The organism is Micromonospora sp. NBC_00860 (genome assembly GCF_045207375.1).
Classification (GTDB): Bacteria; Actinomycetota; Actinomycetes; order Mycobacteriales; family Micromonosporaceae; genus Micromonospora; species Micromonospora vinacea.
Map to the genome: position 1 here is coordinate 5,236,205 of NZ_CP108825.1, position 17,452 is coordinate 5,253,656.

15 protein-coding genes are annotated in these 17,452 nt (G+C 72.6%); 8 read left to right on the forward strand and 7 right to left on the reverse strand.

Annotated elements, in window-relative coordinates:
- Positions 1-7: 7 nt before the first annotated feature.
- The 3 genes from OH804_RS23985 to OH804_RS23995 form a co-directional block, all read right to left on the reverse strand.
- Positions 8-742 carry an SCO6745 family protein gene (locus OH804_RS23985; protein ID WP_196921026.1) on the reverse strand — a complete coding sequence of 245 codons (735 nt, stop codon included), beginning with the start codon at positions 740-742 and terminating at the stop codon, positions 8-10.
- A gap of 92 nt (positions 743-834) precedes the next feature.
- Complete coding sequence (locus OH804_RS23990) at positions 835-1,809, reverse strand: hypothetical protein (RefSeq protein ID WP_406059652.1); 975 nt, start codon at positions 1,807-1,809, stop codon at positions 835-837.
- A gap of 4 nt (positions 1,810-1,813) precedes the next feature.
- Positions 1,814-2,446 (reverse strand): MBL fold metallo-hydrolase, encoded by a 633-nt coding sequence (locus OH804_RS23995; protein ID WP_406059654.1) that lies wholly within the window; start codon positions 2,444-2,446, stop codon positions 1,814-1,816.
- Positions 2,447-2,539: 93 nt separating this feature from the next.
- On the opposite strand from OH804_RS23995, the gene OH804_RS24000 reads away from it, so the two are divergent.
- Positions 2,540-3,505: a DUF4349 domain-containing protein gene (locus OH804_RS24000; protein WP_196921023.1), complete on the forward strand. Its 966-nt coding sequence runs from the start codon at positions 2,540-2,542 to the stop codon at positions 3,503-3,505.
- Here OH804_RS24000 and OH804_RS24005 read toward each other — a convergent pair.
- Positions 3,462-4,721 (reverse strand): amidohydrolase, encoded by a 1,260-nt coding sequence (locus OH804_RS24005; RefSeq protein WP_406059656.1) that lies wholly within the window; start codon positions 4,719-4,721, stop codon positions 3,462-3,464. The genes OH804_RS24000 and OH804_RS24005 overlap by 44 nt on opposite strands.
- 477 nt (positions 4,722-5,198) lie before the next feature.
- Positions 5,199-6,782, reverse strand: a complete 1,584-nt coding sequence (locus tag OH804_RS24010) for a methylmalonyl-CoA mutase (protein WP_406059658.1) — start codon at positions 6,780-6,782, stop codon at positions 5,199-5,201.
- Between the two features lie 206 nt (positions 6,783-6,988).
- Here OH804_RS24010 and OH804_RS24015 point away from each other — a divergent pair, with 206 nt between their 5' ends.
- Together OH804_RS24015 and OH804_RS24020 are read left to right on the forward strand one after the other, a co-directional pair.
- Positions 6,989-9,052, forward strand: a complete 2,064-nt coding sequence (locus tag OH804_RS24015; RefSeq protein WP_196921020.1) for a serine/threonine-protein kinase — start codon at positions 6,989-6,991, stop codon at positions 9,050-9,052.
- Positions 9,053-9,100: 48 nt separating this feature from the next.
- The gene (locus OH804_RS24020; protein ID WP_406059661.1) at positions 9,101-10,768 is read left to right on the forward strand and encodes a phospho-sugar mutase; all 1,668 of its coding nucleotides are present in this window, start codon (positions 9,101-9,103) and stop codon (positions 10,766-10,768) included.
- Positions 10,769-10,918: 150 nt separating this feature from the next.
- Here the strand turns inward: OH804_RS24020 and OH804_RS24025 are convergent, their stop codons facing one another.
- Positions 10,919-11,596: a GPP34 family phosphoprotein gene (locus OH804_RS24025; protein ID WP_112588219.1), complete on the reverse strand. Its 678-nt coding sequence runs from the start codon at positions 11,594-11,596 to the stop codon at positions 10,919-10,921.
- A gap of 72 nt (positions 11,597-11,668) precedes the next feature.
- Positions 11,669-12,301 (reverse strand): uracil phosphoribosyltransferase, encoded by a 633-nt coding sequence (gene upp, locus OH804_RS24030; protein ID WP_109819875.1) that lies wholly within the window; start codon positions 12,299-12,301, stop codon positions 11,669-11,671.
- Between the two features lie 133 nt (positions 12,302-12,434).
- On the opposite strand from upp, the gene deoC reads away from it, so the two are divergent.
- The 5 genes from deoC (at position 12,435) to OH804_RS24055 (ending at position 17,319) form a co-directional block, all read left to right on the forward strand.
- Positions 12,435-13,394, forward strand: coding sequence for a deoxyribose-phosphate aldolase (gene deoC, locus OH804_RS24035; protein WP_091394490.1), 960 nt, complete (start codon positions 12,435-12,437; stop codon positions 13,392-13,394).
- A 6-nt stretch (positions 13,395-13,400) separates the two neighbouring features.
- A complete protein-coding gene (locus tag OH804_RS24040; RefSeq protein ID WP_196921018.1) occupies positions 13,401-14,831 on the forward strand; it encodes an aldehyde dehydrogenase family protein in 1,431 nt (476 codons plus the stop codon).
- The gene (locus tag OH804_RS24045; RefSeq protein WP_406059664.1) at positions 14,824-15,648 is read left to right on the forward strand and encodes an aldehyde dehydrogenase family protein; all 825 of its coding nucleotides are present in this window, start codon (positions 14,824-14,826) and stop codon (positions 15,646-15,648) included. Before OH804_RS24040 ends, OH804_RS24045 begins: the two co-directional genes overlap by 8 nt.
- Positions 15,649-15,929: 281 nt before the next feature.
- Positions 15,930-16,403 carry a BlaI/MecI/CopY family transcriptional regulator gene (locus OH804_RS24050; protein ID WP_091394501.1) on the forward strand — a complete coding sequence of 158 codons (474 nt, stop codon included), beginning with the start codon at positions 15,930-15,932 and terminating at the stop codon, positions 16,401-16,403.
- Positions 16,404-16,413: 10 nt separating this feature from the next.
- On the forward strand, positions 16,414-17,319 hold the full coding sequence (locus OH804_RS24055; RefSeq protein WP_196921016.1) for a M56 family metallopeptidase: 906 nt from the start codon (positions 16,414-16,416) through the stop codon (positions 17,317-17,319).
- Positions 17,320-17,452 lie beyond the last annotated feature (133 nt).

A 17,452-nucleotide genomic window follows, 5' to 3' on the forward strand; every position in this document is an offset into this window, starting at 1 on the left:
GGGAGGCTCAGCCGAGCTCGACGCGGGTGCGGTGCAGCAGCTCCACCAATTCCGCGCCGTCGGCGGGACCGAGGGCCGTGAACGCCGGCGCGGCCAACCGGTTGGTCACCGCCTCCGCCCACAGTCGGCGGCGCACCAGCGGCCCGATCGGCGGATACGGCGGCTGCCAGCCGCAGGCCACCGCCCCGGCCTCGCCCTCCGGCCCGGCCAGCACGGCCTCCAGCGGGGTCATCCCGGCGGCGCGAACCGCCAACAGGTAGGCGCCGGTGAAGTGTTCCCGGAGCAGCCGCAGCCCGGCGGCGCTGCGGGCCCCGGGCGAGAGGTCCGGAAGCGGCATGGCCCGCCACGCGGCGAAGAGCGGCATCCCGCTGGCCTCCGCCGCCACCACGGCCCGCTCGACGAGCGCCGACAGGCGCTCGGTGCCGGGCAGGGGGCCGAGCTGCTGGGCGCCCCATCGGCAGCATTCGGCGAGGCTCGCGGCGGCCACCTCGAACGGTGGGACGACCCGGGCGGCGGCGTCCCAGCCGTCGGCGACCGCGTCCGGGGCGATGAACCCGAGGGCGGCGGCGGCCGTCTCGGCCCGCACACCGCCGAGCGCACCGGCCCGGCCGCTGATGTAGAAGGCCCAGCCGGAGATGCCCAGCAGTCGGGCCCGGCGCAACGTGGTCGGGTCCCGGCTGAAGGCGTCGCCCAGGTCGAGCACGACGGGCTTACTGGCGGCCGCGACCTGCTCCGGAGTCACAGCGGTGCCCCGCTCGGGCAACCCGACCCGCCGACCACGACCACGCCCCGACCCCGGGTACGACCCGCACACTCGTCGTCGTCCATCGATGGTCAGTCTGCCGCGCCGCCGCCCGCGTCCGCATTCCCCTCTTCGGCCGCCAGTGCCTCGACCGCCGCCTCGACCTCACCGGCGCGCCGCCGGGCCACTGTGACCGCCCGCTCGGCGGCACGCCGGGCCAGCTTGGCCCGGCTGAGATCCTGCTCGGCGACCGCGCGCCGCCGCTCCAGCTCGGCCAGCTCGGACTCGAGACCATCGAGTACGGCCGCGCCGTCGCGCTCCTGCCCGGTCGCCTCGGTCAGCTCGGCCTCGGCCCGCTCCTGGTCCGCCTGGGCCTTCGCCAACTCCCGGTCCAGGGCGCGGCGCTGCCGGGCCCGCTCGGCTCGGGCCGCCCGCTGGGCAGCCTGCTCGGCGCGCTCGGCCGCCCGGTCCGGGCGGGGTGCCGCCTCGGGACGGCCCCGCTGCGGGCCGGGTCGGCGGGCCGGGCGTTCCGCCTCGCGTTCTTCCTCATCGCCGGTGACCAGCCGCAGTTGTGGCCGGGGCACCTCACCGAAGCCGGCGTAGGTGGCCGCCCGCAACAGGCGACCGGCCCGCACCTGCTCGGCGACCTCGACGTCGGAGAACGCCGCGTTCAACGTCTCCTCCACCTCGGCCAGCGGCAGCCGGTTCGCCGGTGGCGCGTCCGGCTCGGCCGCGGCGAGCTTGCGGACCTCTGCGACCAGGGCGCCGACCACCGCCCGGCGCTGCGCGGACAGCTCCCGCAGTCGAGGCCCGCGCAGCTCCCGCTGGGCGACCCGCAGGGCGTCGGCGAGCTGCACCAGGTCGGCGACCAGCTCCGGGCGTCGGATGGCGAGCAGGTTCACCAGCCAGGCGGCCACCGTCGGGCGACGCAGCCGGGCCAGTTGTCGGGCGGTGGTCGGGTCGCCGGCCCGCCGGGCGTCGGCCACGGCGGCGTCCCGGGCGGCCACGAACCGGTCCGGTGGGGTGCGGTAGAGCTGCTGCACCAGCTCCGCGGAGAGGCCGGGCATCGGGTCAGACGTCCACCCGGCTACCGGGCTCCAGTCGCTGGTACTCGGTGCCGGACAGCGCCGTGTACTGCCTGTCGAGCACGCCCAGCCCGTTGTCGTTGAGCAACGCGTCGTGCACTGCGTACGCGCGCCGCGGTGCGACCGCGCGGATGAAGTCGACCACCTCGGAGAACTTCGACCAGGGGGCGTGGATCGGCGCGAAGAGCGTGTCGACGGGTGTCTCGTCGGGCACCACCAGGGAGTCGCCCGGGTGGTAGACCACGTCGTTGATCAGGTAACCGAGGTTGTCGATCACCGGGATGTCGGGGTGGATCACGGCGTGCCGCCCCCCGTACGCGCGCACGGCGACCCCGGCGGCGGTGAACGACTCACCGACGCTGACCGGGCGCAGCACGTCCGCCGCGTCGCCCAGGGCGTCGGCGAGCGAGGCGGGCCCGTGGATCGGGAACGGTTGCCGGTCGAGCTGAAGGCGTACCGCTGCCAGGTCGAGGTGGTCGGGGTGTTGGTGGGTGATCAGCACCGCGTCCGCACCGTCCAGCGCCGCCTCGGCGTCGCCGAACACCCCGGGGTCGACGACGAGCACTCCCCCGTCGTGTTCCACCCGGAGACAGGAGTGGGCGTACTTGGTGAGCCGCATCGTGACTCCTCGATTATCGAATCGTGACGTCCTCAGCGCAGTCTGCCGGAACCAGCCGGCGTGCGCGTCGCGTCCGAGCTATCGCCACACCGGTTGACGACGATGGGAGCGGGGATGGACGGACAGGTGGGACGACGCCGCAGTGCGCTGCTGGCGGCGACGACACTGGCGGCGGCGTTGGCGCTGACGGGATGCGGTGCCGGCGACAGCGGGTCGAAGGACACCGCTGGCTCGGCGGCAGAGGCGCCAGCGGCAAACGGTGGCGAGGCGGGCCGGGACGCCGCCGCGGGCGCACCGGAGGGGGCCGGGGCCGGAGCACCGGACCTGCGGGTCGACCAGCGGGCGATCATCTACACCGGAACGATGCGGGTGCAGGTGGACGATGTGGACTCGGCCGCCCGCGAGGCCACCGCCGTGGTCACCCGGGCCGGTGGCTTCGTCGGCGGCGACCAGCGGCGCAGTGCCGACGACGACGACGCGGTGGCGGAGCTGGAGCTACGGGTGCCGGCGGCGAAGTTCACCGACGTGGTGGAGGAGATGGCGAAGCTCGGTCGGCAGCAGAGCCGGGAGATCGACACTCAGGACGTCACCGAGGAGACCGTCGACCTGGACGCCCGGATCGCCAGCCAGCGCGCGCGGGTGGAGAGCGCCCGCCGGTTGCTGGCCCGGGCTTCCTCGATCACCGACCTGGTGTCGCTGGAGAACGAGTTGGGTCGCCGGGAGGCCGACTTGGCCTCGCTGGAGGCCAAGAAGCGACGCCTGGCCGACCTGACCGCCCTCTCCACGATCACCGTGTCGCTGGCCGGGCCGAGGGCGAAGGCCACCGAGGAGAAGGCCGAGACCGGCTTCCTGGTCGGACTCAGGGGCGGTTGGAAGGCGTTCGTCGTCTCGATGACCGTCCTGCTCACGGTGCTGGGCGCGTTGCTGCCCTGGCTGGTGGCGCTCGGCGTACCGCTGGCGGTGCTGCTTGTGGTGTTGCGCCGGCGGCGCAAGGCCCCGGCTCTGGTCGCGCCGGTCAGCGCGCCGCCGCCAGTGCCCGCAGCGCGGTCTGCACCATGACGCGGACGCCCACCGCGATGGCCCGCTCGTCCACGTCGAAACTCGCGCGGTGCAGGTCGACGTTGGGGCCGGAGCGACCCACGCCGAGCCGGGCGAGGGCGCCGGGGACGTACTCCAGGTACCAGGAGAAGTCCTCGCCGCCCATGCTCTGCGGTGTCTCGGCGACCCCGTCCGGGCCGAGCGCGGCGGCGGTGGCGGCGGTCAGCACCTGGATGGCACGGGAGTCGTTGCACACCGGCGGCCGGCCGCGCAGGTATTCCAGGTCGACAGTGGCGCCGGTCGGTGCGATCACGTCCCGCACCACCTGAGCGACGATCTTGGGAGCCCGCTCCCAGGTGTCGCGGTCCATCACCCGGAGGGTGCCGGAGGCGCTGGCCTCGGACGGGATGACGTTGTAGCGGGTGCCGGCCGAGGCGTGGCCGAAGACCAACAGCAGGCCACTGTTGGCCGGCACCCGGCGGCTGACCAGGGCGGGCACCTCGGTGATCAGCCGACCGAGCGCGTCGACCATGTCGACGGTCAGGTGCGGGCGGGCGGTGTGCCCGCCCGGGCCGGAGAGCCGGACGGTCACGTTGTCGGCGGCCGCGGTGATCGGGCCGACCCGCAGGCCGACCTTGCCCACCGGGAGGTTCGGGTCGCAGTGCAGCGCGAAGATCTGCACCACGTCGTCCAGGCCGCCGGCCTCGATGACCTCCAGCGAACCGCAGGGCAGGATCTCCTCGGCCGGCTGGAAGATGAGCCGGACCCGGCCGTCCAGCTCGCCGAGGTCGGCGAGCTGGGCCAGCAGCATGCCGACGCCGAGCAGGATCGAGGTGTGCACGTCGTGCCCGCAGGCGTGGCAGACGCCCTCCACTGTCGACCGGTACGGGACGTCCTTGGGATCGTCGAGCGGCAGGGCGTCGATGTCGGCGCGCAGCGCCACGACCGGGCCGTCCGGCACGCCGTTGACATCGCAGATCACGCCGTTGCCCTTGGGCAGCAGGCGCGGGTTCAACCCGGCCAGCGACAGCTCCCGGGCGATCAGCGCGGCCGTCTCGAACTCGTTGCCGGAGAGCTCAGGGTGCGAGTGGAGGTGACGGCGCGTAGCGATCAGCCCCGGTACCCGGAGCGCGAGAAGGTGGTCCAGCTCGCGGGGCAGGGGCTGGGATCCCGGTGGCGGCTCCGGCCAGGACGACGCCAGCTGGCCACTTGTGGGCAGCGTCAACGCACTCGTCACGTCGAATTCTCGATCACTAGGAATGGATGGATCATCGGGGACAGCAGACAGCCTAGACCTCCGACGGTGACGCTGCGCAACCTCGTTACGGTAATGATCGGACCGCGCAGAGTCACGTATGCCCTGCTGAGGGCGCTCGTCAAGGCGGGGGACAGCAGGTAGATCACGGTCGAACGCCGTCATCAGCCCCTCACCTCCTACAACGCGTAACCGATCGCGGCGGTCACGAATCCCGGCGCCAGTCGGAGCCCCGTTGCCAAATTGTCGCATTAGTCGGGGTGGTGAACTGACACTCCGACAATTAACCGACCACACTCCGCAACGAGCCGGATAAGGACGCTCACATGCACTCACCCTCCGTGGGCGCACACGGTGTGCGTCCCGGCTCAACCGACCGGGTACCCGCTGAGCCCGCCGGACACACCGCGCCCCGGGCCCCGGACGGGATCGGGCGCTCAGAAGCGCGCGATCGGGCGCTCAGAAGCGGTCGGTGGGCCGGTACAGCCCCCACACCTCACGCAGCGTCCCGCAGACCTCGCCCACCGTCGCCCGGGCCCGCAGCGCCTCCTTCATCGGGTACAGCACGTTGTCAGTGCCCTCGGCGGCGGCCCGGAGATCGGCGAGCGCCCGCGCCACAGCGTCGGCGTCCCGCTCGGAGCGCAGCCGGGCCAGCCGCTCGGCCTGGGCCGCCTCGATCGTCGGGTCGACGCGCAGCGGCTCGTAGGGCTCCTCCTCGTCCACGGTGAACCGGTTGAGCCCGACCACCACCCGCTCCCCCGAGTCGATCTCCTGGGCGATCCGGTACGCGGACTGCTCGATCTCCCGCTTCTGGAACCCGGCCTCGATCGCGTCCACCGCCGAGCCGTGGTCGGCCACCCGCTCCATCAACTCGACGGCGGCGGCCTCGATCTCGGCGGTCATCGCCTCCACCACGTACGAGCCGGCGAACGGGTCGACGGTGGCGGTCAGGTCCGTCTCGTAGGCAAGCACCTGCTGGGTACGCAGGGCGAGCCGGGCCGCCTTCTCGGTGGGCAGCGCGATCGCCTCGTCGAAGCTGTTGGTGTGCAGCGACTGGGTGCCGCCGAGCACGGCGGCCAACCCCTGCACCGCCACCCGGACCAGGTTCACCTCCGGCTGCTGCGCGGTCAGTTGCACGCCGGCGGTCTGGGTGTGGAACCGCAGCATCATCGACTTCGGGTCCTTGGCGCCGAAGTCGTCACGCATCAGGCGGGCCCAGATCCGCCGGGCCGCGCGGAACTTCGCCACCTCCTCCAGCAGCGTGGTACGGGCCACGAAGAAGAACGACAGCCGGGGCGCGAAGTCGTCGACGGCGAGCCCGGCGGCCAGCGCCGCCCGCACGTACTCCACACCGTTGGCCAGGGTGAACGCGATCTCCTGCGCGGGCGTCGCGCCGGCCTCCGCCATGTGGTAGCCGGAGATGGAGATGGTGTTCCACTTCGGCACCTCCTTGCGGCAGTACGCGAACGTGTCGGCCACCAGGCGCAGCGACGGCTTCGGCGGGAAGATGTACGTGCCCCGGGCGATGTACTCCTTGAGGATGTCGTTCTGGATGGTGCCGTTGAGCGCCGTGCCCGGCACCCCGTTCTCCTCGGCGACGAGCTGGTAGAGCAGCAGCAGCACCGAGCCGGGCGCGTTGATGGTCATCGAGGTGGACACCTTGTCCAGTGGGATGTCGGCGAAGAGCAGCCGCATGTCCTCGATGGAGTCGATGGCGACACCCACCTTGCCGACCTCACCGTGCGCGATCGGTTCGTCGGAGTCGTAGCCCATCTGGGTCGGCAGGTCGAACGCGACCGAGAGACCCATCGTGCCGGCCCGCAACAGCTGGTGGTACCGCGCGTTGGACTCGGTGGCGGTACCGAAGCCGGCGTACTGGCGCATCGTCCACGGGCGGGAGGTGTACATGGTGGGGTAGACACCCCGGGTGTACGGGAACTCGCCCGGGCTGCCGAGCCGGGAGTCCAGGTCCTCCGGAAGGTCGGCCTCCGTGTAGACGCCGTTGATCGGGAAACCGGACTCACTTGACCGCCGTTGGTTCATCCCCGGATGGTAAGACGCCTGGCCACGTCGTCGGGTGAGGGATACCGCACAGTGCGTCCCGACCGGTCGACTCGTGGTGAACGACAGGGCACGTTCTGTCGACTTCGATAAACGTCCGTCGCGTCGGCTTTCGCATCGGGCGTCGGAACCAGCAAGATAGGGGGGTTGTGTCCCAGCCCCCCTCGATTTCCCCCGGTGGCTTTTCTGTGACTCAGATCCCGACGTGGAGCGGCGGACCAGTTAGTCCCGCCAACGGACGAGCGGCGCCCGGCACCACCATTGGTGGCCGGTACTCGCTGCGGTCCTCGGTGGGCAACGGCGGCATGGGCACGGTGTGGCGCGCCACAGACACACTGCTGCGCCGTGACGTGGCGGTGAAGGAGGTCGTCCTGCCCCCGGGGCTGGCCCCCAGCGACCGCGACGCGATGTACGAACGCACCCTGCGCGAGGCCCGCGCCGCCGCCGCCATCCAGCACCCCGCTGTGGTGCAGGTGTACGACGTGGTCACCGAGGCCGGTCGGCCGTGGATCGTGATGGAACTGCTGGACGCCCGCAGCCTCGCCGACATGGTGATCGAGGACGGGCCTGTCGCGCCCCGCGCCGTCGCCAAGATCGGCATCGCGCTGCTGGGCGCGTTGGAGGTCGCGCACGCGATCGGCGTGCTGCACCGCGACGTCAAACCCGCCAACGTGCTGATCTGCACCGACGGGCGCTGCGTGCTGACCGACTTCGGGGTCGCCCGGATGCCCACCGACGTGCAGCTCACCACCCCCGGCATGGTGCTCGGCTCACCGCACTTCATCTCGCCCGAGCGGGCCATGGGCCAGGAGTTCGGCCCGCCCAGCGACCTCTTCTCACTGGGTGTGACGCTCTACACGGCGGTCGAGGGGCGGCCCCCGTTCGACAAGGGCGACCCGATCGAGACCATGCACGCCGTGGTCGAGGACCCGCCGGCCCCGCCGCAGCGCAGCGGCCCGCTGACCCGGGTGCTGATGGGCCTGCTGGAGAAGGACCCGGCGCGCCGGCTCGACGTGCACACCTCCCGGGCCATGCTGCGCGAGTTGCTCGCCGGCCCGCTGGGCAGCACGGCGACGGCCGTGCACTCGGTCACCGACCCGTACGCCGTGGTGCCGGTGCAGCAGCGTCCCATTCCCGTCCTCCCGCCGCCCCAGCCGGAGCCGAAGCCGGACAGCCAGATCGGTGGCAAGGCGATGCTGGCCCCGGGTGAGTCCCTGACCGACCGGCTGGCCGCGCTGCGCCGCGGCGAACGCCCACAGGCGGCTCCCCCGGCCGGCACCACCGGGGGCCTCGACGAGACCAGCGCCGACGCCTTGGCCGGTCCACTGCACACGCCGACCGGCGCGATGCCGGCACCTGGCCGACCGGCGGCCGGGCGCACCTACGGCGGCAACGCGGACGCCACCCAACGGGTGGACGCCGGCGGGCACCCCGACGCCACCCAGCGGGTCAGCTACGGCAGCCCGGCCGACGCCACCCAGCAGGTCGGGTACGGCGGCGCACCGGAGGCCACCCAGCGCATCGGCGGCACCTACGGCGGCGGCAACCAGTGGTCGGTGCCGGGCACCGGCCAGCCCTGGGCCACCGCACCCGCCGCTTCGGGCGGCAGCGCGCTGGACAAGGTCCGGGCCACCGGTGGTCAGCTCGTCACCACGGTCAAGGGCTGGCCGCGCAAGGTGCAGCTCGCCGCGGCCGGCGGGCTGGTCGTGGTGCTGCTGCTCACCGCTGTGGCGCTCTCCGGCGGCGAGGACGCCCCGCCGAACACCCCCGCGGCGCAGCCCAGCGCGTCCGCCCCGGCGGCACCCACGCTCGAGATGCAGGAGCACACCGCCCGCGGGATCCAGGTCATGGTGCCGAAGGGCTGGAAGAAGGCCACCGGCGGCTCGTACACCGACTACATCGACCCGGCGGACAGCGGCCGCAAGGTCCGCATCATCACCGAGAAGTGGACAAGCAGCTCCACCCGGTGGGCCGAGACGGCCGAGAACGGCCTCAAGACCCGGAGCACCTCCTGCGTCAAGCCGTACAACCAGATCTCCTCCGCCGAGACGGAGTTGGCCAGCAAGCCGGCCGCCGAATTCGAGTACACCTGCGGCGAGGGTGACGCGATGCGGCACGGCGTCTGGCGGGGCGTGGCGCAGGACGGCAAGGCGTACTCGTTCTACCTCACCGCCACGGACGCCAAGTTCGCGGAGAGCAAGCCGATCTTCGACGAGATGGCGCGGACGTTCCAGCTCACCGGGAACGGCTGAGCCGGAGGGAACCCGCAGCGATGATCCGTCGCCGTGCTATCAAGGGGCATGGCGGCGGACACCACTGACATCGACGACATTCGCGAGCAAGCCCGGCGCTGGCTGGCCGACGACCCCGACCCGGCCAGCCGGGACGAGCTGACGGCCGTGCTCGACGGGCTGCCGGCGAGCGCCCCGGAGCTGGCCGACCGGTTCGCCGGCCCGCTGACCTTCGGCACGGCGGGCCTGCGCGGCCCGCTGCGCGCCGGCCCGAACGGCATGAACCTCGCCGTGGTCACCCAGGCCGCTGCCGGCCTGGTCACCTGGCTCGCGGCCCACCGTGGCACCGGCCCGCTGGTGATCGGGTACGACGCCCGGCACGGCTCCCGCGAGTTCGCCGAGCGCACCGCCCAGGTGGCCACCGGCGCTGGCCGCCCGGCGCTGCTGCTGCCCCGCCCGCTGCCCACCCCGGTGCTGGCGTACGCCGTGCGGCACCTCGGCGGTGTCGCCGGGGTGATGGTCACGGCCAGCCACAACCCGCCCCAGGACAACGGCTACAAGGTCTATCTGGGCGCGGAGCTGGGCGGCGAGTTGGGCGCTGGCGCGCAGATCGTGCCACCCGCCGACGCCGGCATCGAGGCGGCCATCCGATCGGTCGGGCCGCTGACCCAGGTGCCGCTGGGCGAGCCCGGTCAGGTGCTCGGCGACGACCTGGTCGCCTCGTACGTCGAACGGGCCACAGCCGTGATCGACCCGGACGGGCCACGGGACCTGACGGTGGCGTACACGCCGCTGCACGGGGTGGGCGCGGCGGTGCTCACCGCCGCCTTCGCCCGCGCCGGCTTCCCGACCCCCGGGGTGGTGCCCGACCAGGCCGAACCGGACCCGGCGTTTCCCACCGTGTCGTTCCCCAACCCGGAGGAGCCGGGTGCGGTGGACCGGCTGATCGCCCTGGCCGACTCGACCGGCGCGGACCTCGCCATCGCCAACGACCCGGACGCCGACCGTTGCGCGGTGGTCGTCCGGGACGACCGCGACGGCTGGCGGATGCTGCGTGGCGACGAGGTGGGCGTCCTGCTCGCCGACCACCTGATGCGCCGGGGCGTCACCGGGCTGTACGCCACCACCATCGTGTCGTCGTCACTGCTGCGGGCGATGTGCGCGGCCCGGGGCCTGCCCTACGACGAGACGCTGACCGGCTTCAAGTGGATCGTGCGGGCCGGAGGTGGAAGCGCGCCGCTGGTCTTCGGCTACGAGGAGGCGCTCGGCTACTGCGTCGCCCCGGAACACGTCCGGGACAAGGACGGCATCACCGCCGCGCTGACGGTGGCCGAGCTGGCCGCCGGCCTGAAGGCGCAGGGTCGCACGCTGACGGACCGGCTGGACGAGCTGGCCGCCGAGTTCGGCGTGCACCACACCGACCAGCTCTCCGTCCGGGTGGACGACCTGCGGGTCATCGCCGATTCGATGGCCCGGATCCGGGCACACACACCTGCCACCCTGCTCGGGCAGTCGGTGGACAGCGCCCGGGACCTGCTGCCCGAGTCGGACGTGGTGATCCTGCGGACCGCGACGGCCCGGGTGGTGATCCGCCCGTCCGGCACCGAGCCGAAGCTCAAGGCGTACCTCGAGGTGGTGGAACCGGTCGTGGACGGTGACGTCCGGACGGCCCGCAGCAGGGCGGCGTCGGCCGTTGCCGCGCTCCGCGCTGAGGTCAGCGCGGCCCTTGGCATCTGAACCCCGCAGCACCCACCCACAACAGGTCCGCCCTTTGCTCTGCACCCGCAGAAGCGCCATTCCACTGTCGGTCGGTGGCGCCTGGGCGGGTGCAGAGCAAAGGGCACGCCGAGCGGGGTCGACCCGACGGTCAGCGGCGCGGGCCGAGAGTCAGCGGCGGGGGCCGAGGGCCTGGTCGACGGCCCGGGCCAGCGCCGCGACGACCAGGCCGACCGACGGGCGGACCACCGAGTCGTCGGTGCTCACCTCGCCGGAGAACCCGGCGCCGGTGGCGATCTCCGTCAACCGGCGGCGGGCGTCGGCGGCGGCCTCTCCGCTCACCCCGAGCGCGGACTCCATCCGGAGCACCACGACGAGGGTGGCCAGCGCGGCGGTCCGCTCGTCCGGGGCTGCCGCGCCGGTCAGCGCCTCGGCCAGCCGCTGGCGGGTCTCCGCCTCGACGGAGGTGTCCACGACCGGGTAACGGTGCACGTGGATGAAGCCCAGCTCGGTCTCGTCGATGTCCCGGACGACGCCCTGCCGGCACAGGTCGGCGAGGATCCGGTCGCGCAGGCCGTGCCGCAGACGCTGCACCCAGGACGCCGGGGTGTGCGGGGTGTCGGCGGCGATCCGGCTGAGGACGTCGTCGCTGAACGGCTCGCCGGTCGGCGTCGGGTCGATCACCGTCAGGGACCCGTCGGCGTACGCGATCCGGCCGGCCAGGGCCAGCTCGACCAGCACCGCGGCGGCCATGCCCAGATCCAGGCTGATCCGCGGCATGGTCGCCTTGCCGGTCGTGTCGTCGTAGGCGAGGAGCAGCAACTCCTCGGCGAGCGCAACACCAGTCATGGCCGGAGACGGTAGCCGGTCCGCGCACCCCGCGCACGGACCCGCCGGACCCGGCACCGACCGGGTATCGCCTCAGAAGCGGGGCATGCCACCGAACTGGCGGTCACCGGCGTCGCCGAGCCCGGGGACGATGAACATGCGGTCGTTGAGCCCCTCGTCGATCGAGGCCGTGACCAGGCGCAGCGGCAGGCCGGAGCGCTCCAGCCGCTCGATGCCGACCGGGGCGGCGAGCACACAGAGCACCGTGATGTCGGTGCAACCGCGGTCGGCCAGCAGCTGGCAGCAGTGCTCCAGCGAACCGCCGGTGGCCAGCATCGGGTCGAGCACCAGCACCGGCAGCCCGGCCAGGTCGCGCGGCAGCGACTCCATGTACGCGCGGGGCTCGTAGGTCGCCTCGTCGCGGGCCAGGCCCACGAATCCCATCGAGGACTCGGGCAGCAGGCCCAGCGCGGCGTCCGCCATGCCCAGCCCGGCGCGCAGCACCGGGACCAGCAGCGGCGGGTTGGCCAGCCGGGTGCCCTCGGTGCCGGTGACCGGCGTCTGCACCGGGTACCGCTCGACGGGGAAGGAGCGCGCCGCCTCGTACACCAGCATGGTGGTCAGTTCGTGCAGCGCCGCCCGGAACGTCGAGGAATCGGTGCGCGCGTCCCGCATGGCAGTCAACCTGGACTGGGCCAGCGGGTGGTCAATGACGTGTACGTCCACGATCGCTCAACCTACCGGTCCGTACGGCGCGGCGGTGCGGGTGCGGTCGGACCAGGGACGCCGCTCACGTCGAAGCGTCACTGCGCGCTCGTGAGCAAGATCACTCGGCGGTCCGGTGCGTAGACTTCTCGCCATGACGGCGACAACGACGTCGGCCCGGTCGGAGCTCTCCGAGCTGGGACGATCCGAGACCGCTCTGCGGACCTTCCTGCACGGCCTGCCCGGCGTGGACCAGGTCGGCGCGGAGCAGCGGGCGGCACAACTCGGCACCCGCTCCATCAAGACCACCGCCAAGGCCCAGGCGATCGACCTGGCGATCCGGATGGTCGACCTGACCACCCTGGAAGGGGCGGACACCCCGGGCAAGGTGCGCGCGCTCGCCGCGAAGGCCCTTCGTCCGGACCCGGCCGACCCGTCCTGCCCGCACGTCGGCGCGGTCTGCGTCTACCCGGCGATGGTCCCCTACGTGGCCGAGGTGCTGCGCGGAAGCGCCGTGCACCTGGCCAGCGTGGCGACCGCGTTCCCGTCGGGTCAGGCGCCGTTGGAGATCAAGCTGGCCGACACCCGGGCCGCCGTCGCGGCCGGCGCCGACGAGATCGACATGGTGATCAACCGGGGTGCGTTCCTGGCCGGGCGGTACAAGGAGGTCTACGACGAGATCGTGGCCACCAAGGAAGCCTCCGGGGATGCCCACCTCAAGGTGATCCTGGAGACCGGCGAGCTGGCCACCTACGACAACGTCCGGCGGGCCTCCTGGCTGGCCATGCTGGCCGGCGGCGACTTCATCAAGACCTCCACCGGCAAGGTCCCGATCGCGGCGACGATGCCGGTGAGCCTGGTGATGCTGGAAGCGGTCCGCGACTTCCGCGAGGCGACCGGGCGGCAGGTGGGCGTGAAGCCCGCCGGTGGCATCAAGACCACCAAGGACGCGATCAAGTACCTGGTGATGGTCAACGAGACCGTCGGCCCGGACTGGCTCGACCCGGACTGGTTCCGCTTCGGCGCGTCCAGCCTGCTCAACGACCTGCTGATGCAGCGCACCAAGCTGACGACCGGCACCTACTCCGGTCCCGACTACTTCACCCTGGACTGATAGCCGATGTTCGAATACGCCCCCGCCCCCGAGTCCCGCTCGGTGGTGGAAATCAAAAACGCCTCTGGGTTGTATATCGGTGGGGAGTTCGTCGACCCTGCCGACGGTGGCAGCTTCAAGTCGATCAACCCCGCCTCCGAGGAGGTGCTGGCCGAGGTCGCCGAGGCCGGCGCCCAGGACGTGGAACGCGCGGTGCGCGCCGCCCGCAAGGCGTACGACAAGGTCTGGGGTCCGATGCCGGGCCGGGACCGGGCGAAGTACCTGTACCGGATCGCCCGGCTCATCCAGGAGCGCTCCCGCGAGCTGGCCGTCCTGGAATCGCTCGACAACGGCAAGCCGATCCGCGAGTCCCGCGATGTCGACCTGCCGCTGGTCGCCGCGCACTTCTTCTACTACGCCGGCTGGGCCGACAAGCTGGGCCATGCCGGCTTCGGGCCGAACCCACAGCCGGTCGGCGTGGCCGCGCAGGTCATCCCGTGGAACTTCCCGCTGCTCATGCTCGCCTGGAAGATCGCCCCGGCGCTCGCCGCCGGCAACACCGTGGTGCTGAAGCCGGCCGAGACCACCCCGCTGACCGCGCTGCTCTTCGCCGAGATCTGCCAGCAGGCCGAGCTGCCGGCCGGTGTGGTCAACATCCTTACCGGCGCCGGCGACACCGGTCGGGCGCTGGTCGAGCACCCCGGCGTGGACAAGGTGGCCTTCACCGGCTCCACCGAGGTGGGCCGGGCCATCGCCCGGTCGATCGCCGGCACCCGCAAGAAGCTCACCCTGGAGCTGGGCGGCAAGGCCGCCAACATCGTCTTCGACGACGCCCCCATCGACCAGGCCGTCGAGGGCATCGTCAACGGCATCTTCTTCAACCAGGGGCACGTCTGCTGCGCCGGCTCCCGGCTGCTGGTCCAGGAGAACGTGGCCGACCGGGTGCTGGAGTCGCTGAAGCGACGGATGGCCCAGCTCCGCGTCGGTGACCCGCTGGACAAGAACACCGACGTCGGCGCGATCAACTCGGCCGCCCAGTTGGAGCGGATCCGCGAGCTGTCCGACGCCGGCTCGGCCGAGGGCGCCGAGCGCTGGTCACCGCCGTGCGACCTACCCGACCGGGGCTTCTGGTTCGCGCCGACCATCTTCACGGGCGTCACCCAGGCACACCGGATCGCCCGCGAGGAGATCTTCGGCCCGGTGCTGTCGGTGCTCACCTTCCGCACCCCGGCCGAGGCCGTGGAGAAGGCCAACAACACGCCGTACGGGCTGTCGGCCGGGATCTGGACCGACAAGGGCTCCCGGATCCTGTGGATGGCCGACCGGCTGCGCGCCGGCGTCGTCTGGGCCAACACCTTCAACAAGTTCGACCCCACCTCGCCGTTCGGTGGGTACAAGGAGTCGGGCTACGGTCGCGAGGGCGGCCGGCACGGGCTGGAGGGCTACCTCAATGTCTGAGCGGGTCGCGGTACGCAAGACGTACAAGCTCTTCATCGGCGGGAAGTTCCCGCGCAGCGAGTCGGGACGGTCGTATCTCGTGCAGTCCTCGAATGTGTCACTGGCCTCCCGCAAGGACGCCCGGGACGCGGTGGTCGCCGCCCGCGCCGCCGTCAAGGGCTGGGCCGGCGCTACCGCGTACAACCGGGGTCAGATCCTCTACCGGGCCGCCGAGATGCTGGAGGGCCGCCGCGAGCAGTTCGTCGCCCTGGGCATCCCCGGCGACGAGGTGGACGCCGCGGTCGACCGCTGGGTCTGGTACGCCGGCTGGGCCGACAAGCTGGCCCAGGTGTACGGCGGCGCCAACCCGGTCGCCGGCCCGTACTTCAACATCTCCGCGCCCGAGCCGACCGGCGTGGTCGCGGTGGTCGCCCCGGACCGCCCGGCGCTGCTCGGCCTGGTCAGCGTGATCGCCCCGGCGATCGTCAGCGGCAACACGGTGGTGGCGGCGGCGTCCCCGAGTGAGCCGCTGGCGGCGGTGACGCTGGCCGAGGTGCTGGCCACCTCCGACCTGCCGGGCGGTGTGGTCAACATCCTCACCGGCGCGATCACCGAGACCGCGCCGACGTTGGCCTCGCACATGGATGTCAACGCGATCGACCTGACCGGGGTCACCGACGCCGCGCTCGCCACCGACCTGGAGGTCAAGGCGGCGGAGAACCTCAAGCGGGTGCTCCGACCGGCCCCGGCCGACCACGACTGGTCGGTCGACCCGGGCCTGGATCGGATGACGGCGCTGCTGGAGACGAAGACGGTGTGGCACCCCAAGGGGGTGTGATCGTCTTTCCTCGGCCTTTGGGGTTTTCCGGGGGAGCCCGCCCACTCCGGGCGGTCAGGCTTGATCCCTGCGTGGGCGGGCTCCCCCGGAAAACCTGACGTGGGCCGGGTTCGTCGGGTGGGTCAGCTCAGGGGTACTGCCTCGGGTTGGGTTGCCGGTCGGCGCGGTGATCATGGGGTTGGCGGGGGTGTTGATCTCCTGGGGGCCGGTCAACCTCATGATCAACCTGGTGGGTGGGTGAGGGTGGGTGGGGGGTCTACTACCGGGGGTAGGATTGGCTCGTGACTCGGTTGGGCGATCTTGAGCGTGCGGTGATGGACGTGCTGTGGGACGTGGTTCCCGGCACGTCGGACGGTGTGACCGTGCGCGAGGTGGCCGACGCGCTCGATGGCCGCGAGTTGGCGTACACCACGGTGATGACCGTGCTGGACCGGCTCGCCGGCAAGGGCATGGTGCAGCGGGAACGGGAGGGTCGGGCCTGGCGGTACCGGCCGGCCGCCAGCCGCGAGGCGCACATCGCCCAACTCATGCTCGACGCCCTCGACCTGGGCGGGAGCCGGGACGCCGCGCTGGTGCGATTCGCCCGCTCGGTGACCGGCACCGAGGCCGAGGTGCTGCGGGCGGCCCTGGGCAGCGAGGCCGGCCTGACCGGGCCGGGCTCCACCGGCGGCGACGCGGGCGGGGCCGACGCCCTGACCGACCGGGTGGACGGGCCGGCGGGCCGACGACCCGCTGGCGAGGCTGCGGAGCGGTAGGGCGTACGCCATGGCCTACGCCGTGCACTTCGCCGCCACGATGCTGGCCTGCTATCTGACCGCCCAGGTGTTGGCCCGCTCCACCTGGACGTGGCGCAGCCCCCGGGTGGCGATCGTCTGCTGGCAGGCCGTCGGGCTGGCGTTGGGCCTCTCCGCGATGGGCCTGCCGATGGCGCTCGGGTTGAGCGCGTACGACCGGCCGACCGGTAGCGCCCTGCTCGCCCTGGCCAACGACCTCGCCCACGGCGCTCTGCCGGTCGAGGTGGGCACCTTCCACCTGGCCGGCGTCGGCGTGGGCTTCGGCATCGGGGCGGTGCTGGTCACGACGACAGTGCGCAGCATCCACGGCACCGTACGCGCCCAGCGTCGCCACCGGGACCTGCTGTCCCTGGTCGCCCGGAACGACCCGGCCGCCCCGGGCGCGCTGGTGCTGGATCATCCGAGTGCCGCCGCGTACTGCCTGCCGGGAGTGAAGCCGCAGGTGGTGGTCAGCGCCGGCACCCTGAGCCTGTTGGACCGGGCCGAGCTGGCCGCGGTGCTCAGTCACGAGCGTGCGCACGCCCACGAGCGGCACGACCTGGTGCTGCTGCCGTTCACCGCGCTGTGCCGGGCGCTGCCGTGGTTCGGCTGGGTGCGCGACGCGCACGAGCGGGTCGCCCTGCTGGTCGAGATGCGCGCCGACGACAAGGCCCGCGAGCTGCACGCCGACGCCCCGTTGGCGGGGGCGCTACGCCGGTTCGCGGCCGCCGGGCACCGGATCACCCCGGCCGGCGCGCTCGGCATGGGCGACCGGGATCTCGACGTACGGGTGCAGCGCCTGCTGGTCGACGACCGGCCGCCCCGGGTGCTCGGTGCCACCGCTCTCGCTGTCGCCACCACCCTGGTCGCCCTCCCGGTCACCCTCTTCCTGAGCTGACACCCACAAGGCGCCACTGAGCCCGCGCGGGCAGAACCGCGCGGGCGACGCCTCGTGCGCCAGTGCCCCCTCGCAAGATCGCACTCGATCCAGGATCGAGGGGCATCGCGGGGGCCGCGAGACCAGTGCATCC

Excerpts from the sequence above, each read along its gene's own strand:
- OH804_RS23990 (WP_406059652.1), bottom strand. The coding sequence starts at position 1,809 with ATGCCCGGCCTCTCCGCGGAGCTGGTGCAGCAGCTCTACCGCACCCCA.
- OH804_RS23995 (WP_406059654.1), bottom strand. The coding sequence starts at position 2,446 with ATGCGGCTCACCAAGTACGCCCACTCCTGTCTCCGGGTGGAACACGAC.
- OH804_RS24010 (WP_406059658.1), bottom strand. The coding sequence starts at position 6,782 with ATGAACCAACGGCGGTCAAGTGAGTCCGGTTTCCCGATCAACGGCGTC.
- OH804_RS24020 (WP_406059661.1), top strand. The coding sequence starts at position 9,101 with ATGGCGGCGGACACCACTGACATCGACGACATTCGCGAGCAAGCCCGG.
- OH804_RS24025 (WP_112588219.1), bottom strand. The coding sequence starts at position 11,596 with ATGACTGGTGTTGCGCTCGCCGAGGAGTTGCTGCTCCTCGCCTACGAC.
- deoC (WP_091394490.1), top strand. The coding sequence starts at position 12,435 with ATGACGGCGACAACGACGTCGGCCCGGTCGGAGCTCTCCGAGCTGGGA.
- OH804_RS24040 (WP_196921018.1), top strand. The coding sequence starts at position 13,401 with ATGTTCGAATACGCCCCCGCCCCCGAGTCCCGCTCGGTGGTGGAAATC.
- OH804_RS24045 (WP_406059664.1), top strand. The coding sequence starts at position 14,824 with ATGTCTGAGCGGGTCGCGGTACGCAAGACGTACAAGCTCTTCATCGGC.
- OH804_RS24055 (WP_196921016.1), top strand. The coding sequence starts at position 16,414 with ATGGCCTACGCCGTGCACTTCGCCGCCACGATGCTGGCCTGCTATCTG.